This window comes from Arthrobacter sp. UM1, assembly GCF_020483305.1.
In the GTDB taxonomy this organism is placed as follows: Bacteria; Actinomycetota; Actinomycetes; order Actinomycetales; family Micrococcaceae; genus Falsarthrobacter.
Window position 1 is genome coordinate 140,460 of record NZ_JACWAB010000001.1, and the last position, 12,889, is coordinate 153,348.

A 12,889-nucleotide genomic window follows, 5' to 3' on the forward strand; every position below is an offset into this window, starting at 1 on the left:
ATGTCCGGCTCGCCCAAGATCGAGCGCGCGTTCAACAACGTCGCGGCCCTCGTCCGGCCGTATCTCGACTCCGTCTTCCGCAAGACCTGGAACGGTCAGGAGAACGTGACGGGCCGCAAGGGCATCATCGTGGTCTCGAACCACCTGACGCAGATCGACCCGCTCGTGGTGGGCCACTTCCTCTACGACCAGGGCCTCATGCCGCACTTCATGGCGAAGCAGTCCATGTTCGGCTGGCCGCTCGTCGGCTCCGTCATGCGCTCCACGAACCAGGTGCCGGTCTTCCGCGGCAGCGCTGACGCGGTCAAGGCCATCGCCGTCGCCGAGGAGATCGTGGCGAACGGGGAGGCGCTCGTCGTCTACCCGGAGGGAACGCTGACGGAGGACCCGGGCCTCTGGCCGATGCGCGGCTACACGGGCGCCGCCCGCCTGGCCCTCGCCACCGGCGCGGACGTGGTGCCGATCGCCCACTGGGGAGACCAGGCCAAGTTCGCCACCCGCCTGACCAAGCCGAAGCGCACGCTGCGCCGGGCCCCGGTCTCCGTCTCCGCGGGCCGGCCCGTGGACCTCGCGGACTTCCGGGACAAGCCCGTCACGCGCGAGCTCCTCGAGGAGGCCACGGAGCGGATCATGGACGCGCTGACCGCCGAGCTCGCCGGCCTGCGCGGCGAAGAGCCGCCCGCAGAGCGGTTCGACCTGCGCGCCGCGCGGAAGCGGAGCTCGGACCGATGACGCGCATCGCCGTGCTCGGCAGCGGCTCCTGGGGGACCGCGTACGCCAAGGTGCTCTCCGACTCGGACCCGCAGGCCGAGGTGGTCATGTACGCCCGCCGCCCGGAGGTGGCGCGCGCCATCACGGAGGAGCACCGCAACCCCTCCTATTTCGAGGACATCGTCCTGCGGGACTCCCTGAGCGCCGTGACGGATCCGCGCGAGGCGGTGGAGGGGGCCGACGTCGTCGTCGTCGCCGTGCCCGCGCAGTCCGCCCGGACGCTCATGGGGGAGATCGCGGGGTCGCTCGCCCCGGACGCGGTCGTGGTCTCGCTCATGAAGGGCCTCGAGCGGGGCACTCACCTGCGCATGTCCCAAATGCTCACGGAGACGCTCGGCATCTCGCCGGAGCGGATCGCGGTGGTCTCGGGGCCGAACCTCGCGCGAGAGATCGTCCAGGAGCAGCCGACGGCCTCCGTCATCGCCGCGGCCAACCCGCTGGTGGCCGCGCGGCTCGCGGAGATGTCGACGACGTCCTACTTCCGCCCGTACACGAACACGGACGTCGTGGGCGTGGAGATCGGCGGGATCGTGAAGAACGTCATCGCCCTCGCGGTCGGGATCTGCGACGGCCGGGGGATGGGGGACAACACGAAGGCGTCCGTCATGACCCGGGGCCTCGCCGAGACGACCCGCCTGGCCCTCGCCCTCGGCGGAAGCGCCCAGACGCTCGCGGGCCTTGCGGGCATGGGTGACCTCGTGGCCACGTGCTCCTCGCCGCTCTCCCGCAACAACTCCGCCGGACGCCTCCTCGCGGAGGGCCTCACGGCCGAGGAGGCGGCCGAGCGGATGGCGCAGACGGCGGAGGGCATCAAGTCCGCGTCCGCCGTGGCAGAATTGGCGGCTCAGTACGATGTCCAGATGCCGATCACCCAGGCCGTGGTGGCCGTGGTGGACGGAGCGCTCACCGTGGACGAGATGGGAGCGCGGCTCATGGGCAGAGACCTCAAGTCGGAAGGCGAATTGTGACGAACACGTCCGAGACGGGCACCGTGGACACCGGCGCGGCGAAGAAGACCGTGGCGGTCTTCTTCGGCGGAGTCTCGAGCGAGCACTCCGTCTCCTGCGTGAGCGCAGTCAGCGTGCTCCGGGCCATCGACCGGGAGCGGTTCGACGTCATCGCCGTCGGCATCACCCGGGACGGCCAGTGGACGCTTGTGGATCCGCAGTCCGTGGACTACCGCTTCGCCCCGGACGCTCCGCTGCCCGAGGTGGCGGCGGGGGAGAGCCTCGTGGCCTTCTCGCCCGAGGCGGGCTCGCGAGAGCTGCTCGAGCTCCGGGACGGGCAGTACCGTTCCGCGGGAGTCGTGGACGTGGTCCTGCCGATCATCCACGGGCCGTTCGGCGAGGACGGAACCCTCCAGGGGCTCTTCGAGCTCGCCGGGGTGCCGTACGCGGGAGCGGGCGTCTTCGCCTCCGCCGCAGGCATGGACAAGGAGTTCATGAAGCTCGTCTTCCGCCACGCCGGCCTCCAGGTGGGGCCGTTCGAGGTCATCGGAGACCGTGAGTGGCGCCGGGACGCAGACGCGGCGCTCGCGCGCCTCGACGGGCTCGACTACCCTCTCTTCGTCAAGCCGGCCCGCGCCGGCTCCTCCCAGGGGATCACCCGCGTGGACAGCCCCGAGGGCCTCCGGGAGGCCGTGGAGACGGCCCGGGAGCACGATCTCAAGGTCATCGTGGAGCAGGGCATCGTCGGCCGGGAGATCGAGGTCGCGGTTCTCCAGGGCCGCGGCACGAACGCCACGCGCGTGAGCCTTCCCGGCGAGATCGCGGTGGACGAGGCCGGATCACACTCCTTCTACGACTTCACGGCGAAGTACATCGAGAACGACGCCGCCCAGCTCTCCTGCCCGGCCGTCATGCCGGAGGAGGCCGTCGAAGAGGTCCGCCGTCTCGGGGTGACGGCCTTCGAGGCGCTCGACGGCGAGGGCCTCTCCCGCGTGGACTTCTTCTACACGCCGGACGGGCGGTTCGTCATCAACGAGATCAACACCATGCCGGGCTTCACCCCGATCAGCATGTACCCGGCCCTCTGGAGCAAGTCCGGGATCGACTACCCGAGCCTCATCTCCGAGCTGCTGGACCTGGCGCTCGAGCGTCCGCTCGGCCTCCGGTAGGCGAGGGCGTCCGCTCCGCCTGCGGTAAGCCGGGGCGCCCGCTGGGTCTGCGCTAGACGCAGCCGGTCAGAGGCAGCGGCGCTTCTGCGGCAGCTCGCCGGCCGCCGTCGAGAGCCCCGGGAGCACGTCCGAGGACGGAACCTTGTCCGCGTCCATGACCACCTGCATGGCGGGCTCGCGCCCGTAGGTGGTGGCCGTCCACGTGTGGGACGGCGTGCCCGTGTTGCGGGCCTCCTTGACCACCCAGTCGATGCCGTCCACGGAGAGGCACTTGTCCGTCGTGGGCGCCGGAGTCTCCGCGCCGCAGCTGACCACCACCCTGGCCGGGTCACCGTAGGCGGTGGTCCCCTGGGACGTGGTGGTCCGGCGCGATCCGCCCGCCACCGTGTCCGGGGTCTTGAGCATCGCGTTCGCGCAGGCCGGGTCCGCCGCCTTCGGGGCGGGGCTCGTGACGACGGCGGCCGAGCACCCGCTCAGGAGAAACGCGGATGCGAGCGCGGCGGCCGAGGCGCCCGCGAGTCGGGCCCGCCCGCTCACTTGCCCTTCTCGTGGTTCTCGGGCGAGGAGAGCCAGTCGTGCATCTTGTCCTCCTTGAGGGCCTTCTGGACGCTCGCCAGCCCCTTCTCGTCCACCTGGACGATCGACTGTCCGTCATCCGACCATCCGATGCCCGCCGTCGGCATCGTCGCGAACTCGATGTCCGAGGTCTTGAGGCCGCGGAGGGAGAGGGCGAGCTTGGTCATGTCATCGAACGTGAACTGTTTGTCGATGGAGATGTAGGGGCTCGTCTCGTCCACGACGCTCTGGATCTTGCGGGGATCCGTCATCGTGTCCTTGGTGATGAGCTTGGCCATGATGGCGCGCATGACGGCCTGCTGGTTGCGCACGCGCTGGTAGTCCCCGTTCGCGTACACCTTGCGCTCACGGCTGAAGGCGAGGGCGAGCCCGCCGTCCATGTGGTGCTTCCCGGGCTCGAGGACGAACTGCGATCCGTTGGAGCGCGTCATGGGCGTGCGCTTCTCCACGTTGACGTCGAGGCCTCCGAGCGAGTCTCCGAAGGCCTTGAAGGAGCCCATGTCCACGACGGCGACGTGGTCGATCCGGGTCTTGAGCAGGTTCTCGATCGTCTGGACCTCGAGCTTCCGCCCGCCGTAGGCGTAGCCGGCGTTGACCTTGGACTTGCCGTGGCCGGGGACGTCCACCCAGAGGTCCCGCATGATGCTCATGACGGTGACGTGCTTCCGGTCCCCGGAGATGTTGACGAGCATGATCGAGTCGCTGCGCTCGTCCGCGCCGCCGCCCGGGACGGCGTCCTTCTTCTCCACCGGCTGCGGCCGCTTGTCCGAGCCGAGGAGCAGGATGTTCATCGACTTGCCGTCCTTGGAGGGGCGGCTCGCCTCGTCCGGGAAGACGTCCTCCAGCTTGTGGGACTTGGACTCGAAGGAGTGCTTGAGGTTCCCGTAGTAGACGGCGCCGATGCCGGCGAGGACGGCGATGATGAGCGCAAGGGCTCCGAGGGCGATCCACACCCCCTTGCGGCGTGACGCGCGGCTCCGCGGTGGGCGGCCCGCCGCGCGGCGGGGCGCTGAGGAGCCCTGCTCCTCCGGGTGGATCTCGGTGTCCGACATGAAGTGAAACGTCCGTTCTGGGGGTCACAGTGGGTCGGCGCGCCGGGCTGGGGCGTGGGGGCCCCGCGCGCAGACGTAGCGGCCAATATACCAACGGAGGCTGACCGGACACTGGACGCAGGGCCTCGCCTGATAGCGTCTGAAGCTGACGTGTCAGGCTGTTCGGCGTAAGGGCGGAGGACCCCACATGGCGGAGAAGACCGCGCGCCAGCGCAAGCTTCCGGAGGCGGCCGCCGTCGCGGCGTGGATCGGCGAGTCGGTCCGCCGCCTCGAGCAGTTCGAGTCGCTCGTCAACGGCATCAACGTGTTCCCCGTCAAGGACCGGGACACGGGCACCAATCTCCTGACCACCGTCCGCGCCGGCCTCGGGGGAGTCGCCGAGGGCGGCGCCGGCGCCACGACCTGGGGCGAAGCCCTGAGCGCGGTCGCGGAGGCTGCGAGCCGCAAGGCCCTGGGGAACTCGGGCACCGTCTTCGTCATCGTCCTCTCCACGCTCGCGGACCGGCTGTCCGAGGTCCGCCGCCTCGACGCGGCCGCGTGGGCCTCGGCGCTCTCGGCCGCAGACGTCCGCGCGTCCAGCGCGATCTCGGACCGGGCCCCGGCGAGCGTGTTCGACGTCATCGCCGCCGCGGCCGCGTGTCCCGCACGCCCCGACTCCGGGCTGGGCGGCCTGCAGGAGCTCGTCGCCGAGCAGACCGCGGCCGCCGCGGAGGCCGTCCGGCGGACCCACGGCGGCAGCGAGGCGCTCGCCCGGTACGGGGTCATCGACGCCGGCGCCGTCGGGCTCCTCGTCATCATGGAGGCGTTCCGCTCCGTCGTCGTCGGCGAGGAGTTCCGGGAGGAGACGGTCACGTCGCTGCCGGGGCTCAGCATCGCCCCGGAGCGAGAGGGCGCCGGCGAGCCGGCGGCCGCGCCCGTGCACGGCGTCGAGGTGGTGTGCACCGTGAGCGCCAGCCCGCTCGACGCCGCCGTCCTGCGCGCCTCCCTCGACGCCCTGGGGGACAGCGTCATCATGACTCCGCTCGGACGGACGGCCGCGGACCCCTCGCAGCGCGTGCGCTGGCGGATCCACGTGCACGTCGAGGAGAAGCAGACCGCCCTCGAGGCGATCGAGGCCGTGGCCGTCCCCGAGGACGTCAGCGTCTCCTCGCTGAGCGAGCACGGCGTGCGGCACCGCTCGTGAGCATCGGGCTGACCACGGAGCTCGCCGAGGTGCTCGGCAAGCGGGCCGCCGGCCCTCTCGCCTCCGAGCTCGGGCTCGAGACGGTCGAAGACCTCCTCGACCGGATCCCGCGCAGCTATGTGGCGCTCGGAGAGCGCTCCTCGCTCGAGGACCTGCCCATCGACACGGACGTCTCCGTCGTCGCCGAGGTGGCCGCACTCTCCACGCGGCGGCTCCACACCCGCAAGGGCACGATGACCGAGGTCACCGTGACCGACGGCGAGCACGAGCTCACCTTCTCGCTCTTCGGCCACTACAAGGCCCACAGCGGCCTCGAGGTGGGCGCGCTCGGGCTGCTGAGCGGCACCACCTCGCTCTACCGGGGTCGGATCACGCTGAAGAGCCCCAAGTTCGCGGCCCTCGGGTCCGAGGAGGAGGCGGAGCGGATCGGCGCCGTGCCCATCTACCCGTCCTCGTCGAAGGTCCCCAGCCGCGCGGTGGAGCGGGCCGTGGCGCTCGTCCTCGCGAGGCTGGGCCTCGAGTCCGTGGTGGGCGAGGGGGACCTTTCCGCGCTCGAGTCCATGGCGGATCTGCCCGATCCGATCCCCGAAGAGGTCCGCAGGCGCCACGGGCTCGTGCCCCTGGCCGAGGCCTACGCTCGGGTCCACCGCCCCGCGCGCCCGGAGGACGCGGCCCCCGGCCGGCGGAGACTGCGCTGGCAGGAGGCGTTCGTCCTCCAGACGGCCCTCGCCCAGCGCCGGCACGCGGCGGCCGCACGCCGAGCGCAGCCCCTCGAGCCCCGAGCTGACGGCGTCCTGGCCCGGTTCGACGCCGCGCTGCCCTTCACCCTCACCCCGGGCCAGAAGTCCGCGGGGGAGCGGCTCGCCGAAGGACTCGCCTCGGAGCGGGCCATGAGCATCCTCCTCCAGGGCGAGGTGGGCTCCGGCAAGACCCTCGTGGCCCTCCGCGCCATGCTCCAGGCCGTGGACGCCGGCGCCCAGGCCGCGCTGCTCGCGCCCACCGAGGTGCTCGCCCTCCAGCACGCCGAGAGCATCCGCTCGCTCCTCGGCTCCCTGAGCGACGACGGCACGCTCTTCCACCAGTCCGATGCGGACGCCGTGCGGGTCGTGTGCCTCACCGGCTCGATGCCGGCCGCCGCGCGCAAGGAGGTCCTCCTCCAGGCGGCTGCCGGGACGGCGGGGATCGTCGTCGGGACGCACGCCCTCCTCTCCGAGGGGGTCTCCTTCGCGGACCTCGGGTTCGTCGTCGTCGACGAGCAGCACCGGTTCGGCGTGGAGCAGCGGGACGCCCTGCGCCGGGACCGCGAGCGGCCCGTCCACATGCTCGTCATGACCGCCACGCCCATCCCGCGGACCGTGGCCATGAGCGTCTTCGGAGACCTCGAGCTCCTCACCCTCGAGGGCCTGCCGGGCGGGCGTTCCCCCATCCAGACCTTCGTGGCCCCGCTCGCCGACCACCCCTCGTGGGAGCCCCGCATCTGGTCTCGGGCCCGCGAGGAGCTCGACGCCGGGCGGCAGGTGTTCGTCGTCGCCCCCAAGATCACCCCGGCCGAGGCGGACGCCGCGGAGGCGGCGGGCCCCAGCGCGAGCGTCGAGGAGACCGCCGCGTGGCTCGAGTCGAGCCGAGTCCTCGGAGAGCACCGGATCGAGGTGCTCCACGGCGCTCTGCCGCCGGCCGAGAAGGCCGAGGCCATGGACCGCTTCGCCCGCGGCGAGTCCGGGGCCCTCGTCTCGACGACCGTCATCGAGGTCGGCGTCGACGTCCCCAACGCGAGCCTCATGGTCATCCTCGACGCGGAGCGGTTCGGCATCTCCCAGCTGCACCAGCTCCGCGGACGCGTGGGGCGCGGGACCCACCCGGGGACGTGCCTGCTCGTCACCCGCCTCGAGCACGGGCACCCGAGCCGGGAGAGGCTCGACGCCGTGGCCGCGACGACGGACGGCTTCGCGCTCGCGGAGGCGGACGTGAGGCTGCGCAAGGAGGGGGACATCCTCGGCACGGCCCAGTCCGGGAGCAGGCGCACGCTCAAGCTCCTCTCCCTCTCCCGGGACGCGGAGACCATCGCCGAGGCGCGGCAGGACGCGGCAGACCTCGTGGAGGCCGACCCCTCGCTTGAGGGCTGCCCCGAGCTGGCGCGCCTCATCGACGAGCGGCTGGGCGAGGACCGGACGGCGTTCCTCGACCGCGGATAGGCGCGGATAAGGTGGGGGAGCACCCCGTCCGCCCTGGAGAAGGAGTCCCATGTCCCGCATCATCGCCGGAGTCGCCGGGGGCCTCAGGCTCGCGTCCGTGGAGGGGCAGGGGACCCGCCCCACAACGGACCGCGTCAAGGAGGCCGTCTTCTCCCGCCTCGAGTCCTACGACCTGCTCCAGGGCGCGGCCGTCCTGGACCTCTACGCCGGCTCGGGCGCGCTCGGCCTCGAGGCCCTGAGCCGGGGAGCGGCGCGGGCGGACTTCGTCGAGTCGCACGCGGGCGCGGCCCGCACGTGCCAGCAGAACGTCCGCACCGTCCTCGCCCGGGTCCCGGGGGCCTCGGCGCAGGTGCACCGGATGAAGGCCGAGTCCTACGCGGCGGCGGCCGGCCGGCCCGTGGACGTGGTCCTCGCGGATCCGCCGTACGACGTCTCCAACGAGGCGGTCACGGGCCTTCTCGCCGACCTCGTGCCGCGGCTCGCGCCGGGCGCCGTCGTCGTCCTGGAGCGAGGCAAGCGCACCGGGGAGCCCGAATGGCCCGCCGGGCTGGCTCTCGACGCCGTCAAGCCCTACGGCGAGACCGTGGTCTTCTTCCTCGACGCCGAGCCTTCAAGAGAGGCGGACGCGGAGGGCAGCGACGAAGGCGCGGCTCCTCAGGCCTAGATCCCGCTCAGAGGCCGAGCGCCTCGTCGAGCTCCAGTCCCCGCCCGGCCCATGCCGGATGAGGTCCGGCGGCGGCCCAGCGGTCCGCGAAGCCCTCCTCGAAGCCGCCGGGCGCCACGAGCGCGATCGAGTTGCCCGGCACCGTGCGGCCCAGCATCTCCGGCTCGGTGCCCAGCACCACCCGGGACTCGTCGCCGGCGGCACGCCTCAGGTGGGCGATCTGCCGGGCTGTGAAGTCGAGCGGCGGGTCGTCCCCGAGGTTCACGGCGAGCAGGCCGCCGGGCCAGGCCTCCCCGCGCGCGTCCGCGCCCGGCTCCCACAGCAGGCGCAGGAGCAGCGCGTAGAACCCCTCCTCGGCCAGGTGGGCGGGGGAGTCCGCGCCGGTGAAGATGTCGACGACGACGAGGTCGAACGCGCTTCCGCCCTGTGCGGCGGTCTTCTCGGCCCACGCGCGGCCGTCGGCGGACACGCACGCGAGAGCTCCGCTGAACGGGAGGCGCTCCAGGACGAACGGCAGGAGCCTCGGCTCGAGGTCCACCGCTGTGTGCTCCCCGCCGGGCCGCCTCGACTCGAGGGCCCGCGCCAGGGTGAGGGCGCCGGCCCCCACGTGGGCGACCCGCAGCGGCGCCCCGGCGGGGAAGAAGGCCTCGATCCCGTTGCGCATGCGGTCGAGGTACGCATAGAAGACCGAGTCGGGGTCCGCCGTGTTGACGTGGGACTGCTCGTGCTCCCCGATGAGAAGCACGTGCGCGCCGGGCACCACCGTGTCCTCCTCGATCCGGGCGTGGGCGTCCGTGAAGCGCAGAGGGACGGAGGCCGGCGCTCGGCCGGGGCCTGCCGCCTCCGTCACCCGCTCCTCCGGGCGTCGGCGGCGCGGACGAGCCGGTCCACGCCGTCGTCGATGACCCGGATGGACTTGCAGAACGCGAACCGGACGAGGCCGCCGCAGGCGTCCGAGTCCGGCGCGGTGAAGGCGGTGACCGGGATGCCCGCCACGCCCGTCTCGGCGGGCATGGCGAGGGCGGCGGACTCGGCGCGGCGGGGGTCGGACGGATCGGCGAGCCACGCCGGCGGCTCGGCGAGGGCGAAGAACGTGCCCTCGGGGGCGACGGGAGTCCAGCCCGCCCGCTCGAGGCCGGTGACGAGGGCGTCCCGCTTGTCCTGGAGGCTGAGGCGCGCGGACTCGATCCAGCCGCGGTCGTCCTGGAGGGCTCCCGCCACCGCGACCTGATAGGCCGGGCTCGTGCAGAAGCTCAGGTACTGCTTGACGGCCCGGACCCGGCCGATGAGCTCTCGGGGGCCGGAGATCCAGCCCGTCTTCCAGCCCGTGACGGAGAAGGTCTTGCCCGAGCTGGAGATGCTGAGCGTGCGCTCGGCCGCGCCGGGAAGGGAAGCCATGGGCACGTGTGGCCGCGCGAACCACTGGTGCTCGTAGACCTCGTCCGTGAGGATGAGGGCGTCCCATCGGTGGGCGGCCTCGAGGATCGCGGCGCGCTCCTCGTCCGTGAACTGCATCCCCGTGGGGTTGTGGGGGTCGTTGACCACGATGACGCGCGTCCGATCGGAGCAGGCCTCCTCGAACGCGTCGAGCGGCACGCGGAACCGGCCTCCGTCCCGCTCGAGGGGGATGCGCACGTGCACGCCCTGGGCGAGAGCCACGTGGGCGCCGTACTCGTCATAGGAGGGGTCGAAGGTGATGACCTCGTCTCCCGGGCTGACCAGGGCGATGAGGGCCGCCGCAAGCGCCTCCGTGGCGCCCGCGGTGGCGAGGACCTCGGTCTCCGGGTCGAGGTCGATGCCGTACCAGCGGCTCTGGTGGGCGGCCACGGCCTCGCGCAGCTCGGGGAGGCCGTTGCCGTTCGAGTACTGGTTGCGTCCGCCCCGGATGGCCTCGACGGCGGACTCGAGGAGCCAGTCGGGGCCGTCCGCGTCGGGAAAGCCCTGGCCCAGGTTGAGGGCGCCGTGCTCCAGCGCCGCCGCGCCGACCCGCTCGAAGATTGTGGCCCCGGGCGCTCCGTCGGGGCCGAGGAGCCCGGCCCCCTCGCTGGCACGCAGCCAGGGAGGCCGCTGCTCGCGGCCGCTGACGGGGGCGTAGTCGAGTCGAACAGTCATGAGGGGTCCTTCCGACGGCGTCGTCCTCCTCAGCATACGAGGGCGTGCTCCCGGCCTCGGTTCGGTAGCGTGGTGTCCATGCGCCGCGCAGTCTGCCCCGGATCCTTCGACCCGCTCCACATGGGCCACGTCGAGGTCATCGCCCGGACGGCGGGCCTCTTCGACGAGGTCGTCGTCGCCGTCGCCACCAACTACTCCAAGACGAGCATGTTCAGCCTCGAGGACCGGATCGAGATGGCCTCGGAGGTGTTCCGAGGGCTGGACGGCGTGTCGGTCGCGCCGATGGGCGCCGGCCTGCTCGCGGACTTCTGCCACGAGATCGGCGCGAGCGCCGTCGTCAAGGGCCTGCGCAACGGCTCGGACCTGGACTACGAGGTCCCGATGGCCGTGACCAACCGCGCGCTGCGGGGCGTGGAGACCGTGTTCCTCCCGGCCGAGCCCCGGTTCGCGCACGTCTCCTCGACCATCGTCCGCGAGGTCCACTCCCTCGGGGGCGACGTGCGGGACATGGTTCCCGGCGTCGTCGCCCGGCGCCTCGGCGCGAAGAGACGGTGACGACGGCGACCCGGCGCGCCGTCGCCCGGCCGATTTAGCCGCAGTGCGCGCGGCCGGGTAAGATGGGTCATTGGTTTGCTGTTTTCTGACGTGCCGGATCCGGCCCTGCCCTGACGGGGAAGGCCAGCGGCACGCATCTCGCGCGAAGGGAGTTGAACGCCGTGGCGAAGAACGCTGAGTCCGGCCAGGGCTCCTCCGCGCTCACGCTCAGCGTCAAGGACCTGAGCCGGAGCCCGGGCACCGGGCGCGAGGTGCAGGAGACGGTGGCCACTCCGAAAGATTTCGGTGTCGCGCTGGTGCGCGTTCCCGAGGGCTCCCCGATGGAGCTCTCGCTGCGGCTCGAGTCGGTCCACGAAGGCATCCTGGTCTCGGGCACCGCTGTCGCAGACGTCGTCGGAGAGTGCGGTCGTTGCCTCGACCCGCTCGACTACGAGATGGAATCGCACATCCAAGAGCTCTACTACTTCGAGGCTCCTGCCCCTCAGGGCGGAGACGAGGACGACGAGCACTACCTGGTCGAGGACGATGAGATCGACCTCGAGCCGGCGCTCCGCAACGCGGTCGTCGCAGCGCTGCCGTTCCAGCCAGTGTGCCGGGATGACTGCGCGGGGCTGTGCGCCCAGTGCGGCGCCCGGCTGGACGAGGACCCGGGCCATCGCCACGAGGTCATCGACCCGCGGTGGGCGGCGCTCCAGCAGCTCCGGGAGCCCGGCGCAGACACCGCACCGTAATCACAAGCCGTTCTAGAGAAATGAGTTAGCCGTGGCTGTTCCCAAGCGGAAGATGTCTCGCTCCAACACTCGCGCACGCCGCTCCCAGTGGAAGGCTGCCGTGCCGAACCTCGTCAAGACCGTGGAGAACGGTCGCGTCTCCTACAGCCTCCCGCACCAGGCCAAGGTCGTCACCGACTCGGCCGGCACCGCCCTGTACTACGAGTACAAGGGCCGCAAAGTCGCGGACGCCTGATCCAGGCTCCGTGAGCGGGTATCACGAACTTCTGAAGCGTCTCGGTGTCTCTCTGGACACCGAGACGCTTCGTCTTGCCCTGACCCACCGCTCGTTCGCGTACGAGAACGGCGGGATCGCCCACAACGAGCGCCTCGAGTTCCTCGGGGACTCCGTCCTCGGCCTCGCCATGACGGCGCGGCTCTACGACGAGTTCCCGGACCACACCGAAGGGCAGCTCGCGAAGCTGCGCGCCGCCGTCGTCTCCTCGAAGGCCCTCGCCCGGGTGGCGCGGGACATCGGGCTGGGGGACTACGTGCGCCTCGGCGAGGGCGAGCTGAAGACGAACGGGCGGGACAAGACCTCCATCCTCGCGGACACCATGGAGGCCGTCTTCGGGGCGGTCTACCTGGACTGCGGGCTGGAGACGGCCCGGGACCTGGTCCTGCGGCTCGTCGGCCCGCTTGTGCATGACAAAGACGCCATCGGCGCCGGCATGGACTGGAAGACCATCGTCCAGGAGCATGCGGCGGCCCACGGACTCGGCGTCATCGAGTACGTCGTCGAGGGCGAGGGCCCGGACCACGCCCGCACCTTCACGGCCGTGCTGCGGATCGGCGGCGTTGAGTACGGCAGCGGCCAGGGCCGGTCCAAGAAGGACGCCGAGCGCCAGGCCGCCGAGAAGACCTGGGAGCAGCTGGACCCCCAGCGCACCGTCTGAGG

14 protein-coding genes are annotated in these 12,889 nt (G+C 72.0%); 10 read left to right on the forward strand and 4 right to left on the reverse strand.

Features of this window, described 5'->3' with window-relative positions:
• Genes H9I38_RS00665 through H9I38_RS00675 form a run of 3 tightly spaced genes read left to right on the forward strand, consistent with a single transcriptional unit; the run spans position 1 to position 2,887 of the window.
• Complete coding sequence (locus tag H9I38_RS00665; protein WP_226336709.1) at positions 1–732, forward strand: lysophospholipid acyltransferase family protein; 732 nt, start codon at positions 1–3, stop codon at positions 730–732.
• Entirely contained in the window at positions 729–1,739 is a 1,011-nt protein-coding gene (locus tag H9I38_RS00670) for an NAD(P)H-dependent glycerol-3-phosphate dehydrogenase (protein ID WP_226336710.1), read from the forward strand. Before H9I38_RS00665 ends, H9I38_RS00670 begins: the two co-directional genes overlap by 4 nt.
• A complete protein-coding gene (locus H9I38_RS00675; protein WP_226336711.1) occupies positions 1,736–2,887 on the forward strand; it encodes a D-alanine--D-alanine ligase family protein in 1,152 nt (383 codons plus the stop codon). Before H9I38_RS00670 ends, H9I38_RS00675 begins: the two co-directional genes overlap by 4 nt.
• Before the next feature lie 66 nt (positions 2,888–2,953).
• Here the strand turns inward: H9I38_RS00675 and H9I38_RS00680 are convergent, their stop codons facing one another.
• Together H9I38_RS00680 and H9I38_RS00685 are read right to left on the reverse strand one after the other, a co-directional pair.
• On the reverse strand, positions 2,954–3,424 hold the full coding sequence (locus H9I38_RS00680; protein ID WP_226336712.1) for a DUF3515 family protein: 471 nt from the start codon (positions 3,422–3,424) through the stop codon (positions 2,954–2,956).
• Positions 3,421–4,515 (reverse strand): LCP family protein, encoded by a 1,095-nt coding sequence (locus H9I38_RS00685; protein WP_226336713.1) that lies wholly within the window; start codon positions 4,513–4,515, stop codon positions 3,421–3,423. The genes H9I38_RS00680 and H9I38_RS00685 overlap by 4 nt, the downstream gene beginning before the upstream one ends.
• 187 nt (positions 4,516–4,702) lie before the next feature.
• Between H9I38_RS00685 and H9I38_RS00690 the strand changes: the two genes are divergently transcribed.
• Genes H9I38_RS00690 through rsmD form a run of 3 tightly spaced genes read left to right on the forward strand, consistent with a single transcriptional unit; the run spans position 4,703 to position 8,554 of the window.
• Positions 4,703–5,698 carry a DAK2 domain-containing protein gene (locus tag H9I38_RS00690; RefSeq protein ID WP_226336714.1) on the forward strand — a complete coding sequence of 332 codons (996 nt, stop codon included), beginning with the start codon at positions 4,703–4,705 and terminating at the stop codon, positions 5,696–5,698.
• Positions 5,695–7,890, forward strand: a complete 2,196-nt coding sequence (locus H9I38_RS00695) for an ATP-dependent DNA helicase RecG (RefSeq protein ID WP_226336715.1) — start codon at positions 5,695–5,697, stop codon at positions 7,888–7,890. Before H9I38_RS00690 ends, H9I38_RS00695 begins: the two co-directional genes overlap by 4 nt.
• Positions 7,891–7,939: 49 nt before the next feature.
• Complete coding sequence (gene rsmD, locus H9I38_RS00700; protein WP_226336716.1) at positions 7,940–8,554, forward strand: 16S rRNA (guanine(966)-N(2))-methyltransferase RsmD; 615 nt, start codon at positions 7,940–7,942, stop codon at positions 8,552–8,554.
• Between the two features lie 7 nt (positions 8,555–8,561).
• Here rsmD and H9I38_RS00705 read toward each other — a convergent pair whose 3' ends face one another.
• Entirely contained in the window at positions 8,562–9,404 is an 843-nt protein-coding gene (locus tag H9I38_RS00705; protein WP_226336717.1) for a spermidine synthase, read from the reverse strand.
• Positions 9,401–10,666: an aminotransferase class I/II-fold pyridoxal phosphate-dependent enzyme gene (locus tag H9I38_RS00710; RefSeq protein WP_226336718.1), complete on the reverse strand. Its 1,266-nt coding sequence runs from the start codon at positions 10,664–10,666 to the stop codon at positions 9,401–9,403. The genes H9I38_RS00705 and H9I38_RS00710 overlap by 4 nt, the downstream gene beginning before the upstream one ends.
• A 78-nt stretch (positions 10,667–10,744) precedes the next feature.
• Here H9I38_RS00710 and coaD point away from each other — a divergent pair, with 78 nt between their 5' ends.
• The 4 genes from coaD to rnc all read left to right on the forward strand — a co-directional run bounded on the left by coaD (position 10,745) and on the right by rnc (position 12,887).
• Positions 10,745–11,221, forward strand: a complete 477-nt coding sequence (gene coaD / locus H9I38_RS00715) for a pantetheine-phosphate adenylyltransferase (protein ID WP_226336719.1) — start codon at positions 10,745–10,747, stop codon at positions 11,219–11,221.
• Positions 11,222–11,382: 161 nt separating this feature from the next.
• On the forward strand, positions 11,383–11,952 hold the full coding sequence (locus tag H9I38_RS00720) for a YceD family protein (protein WP_226336720.1): 570 nt from the start codon (positions 11,383–11,385) through the stop codon (positions 11,950–11,952).
• A gap of 31 nt (positions 11,953–11,983) precedes the next feature.
• Complete coding sequence (gene rpmF / locus H9I38_RS00725) at positions 11,984–12,187, forward strand: 50S ribosomal protein L32 (RefSeq protein ID WP_226336721.1); 204 nt, start codon at positions 11,984–11,986, stop codon at positions 12,185–12,187.
• Between the two features lie 10 nt (positions 12,188–12,197).
• Positions 12,198–12,887 carry a ribonuclease III gene (rnc, locus tag H9I38_RS00730; RefSeq protein ID WP_226336722.1) on the forward strand — a complete coding sequence of 230 codons (690 nt, stop codon included), beginning with the start codon at positions 12,198–12,200 and terminating at the stop codon, positions 12,885–12,887.
• The last annotated feature ends 2 nt before the right edge of the window (positions 12,888–12,889 follow it).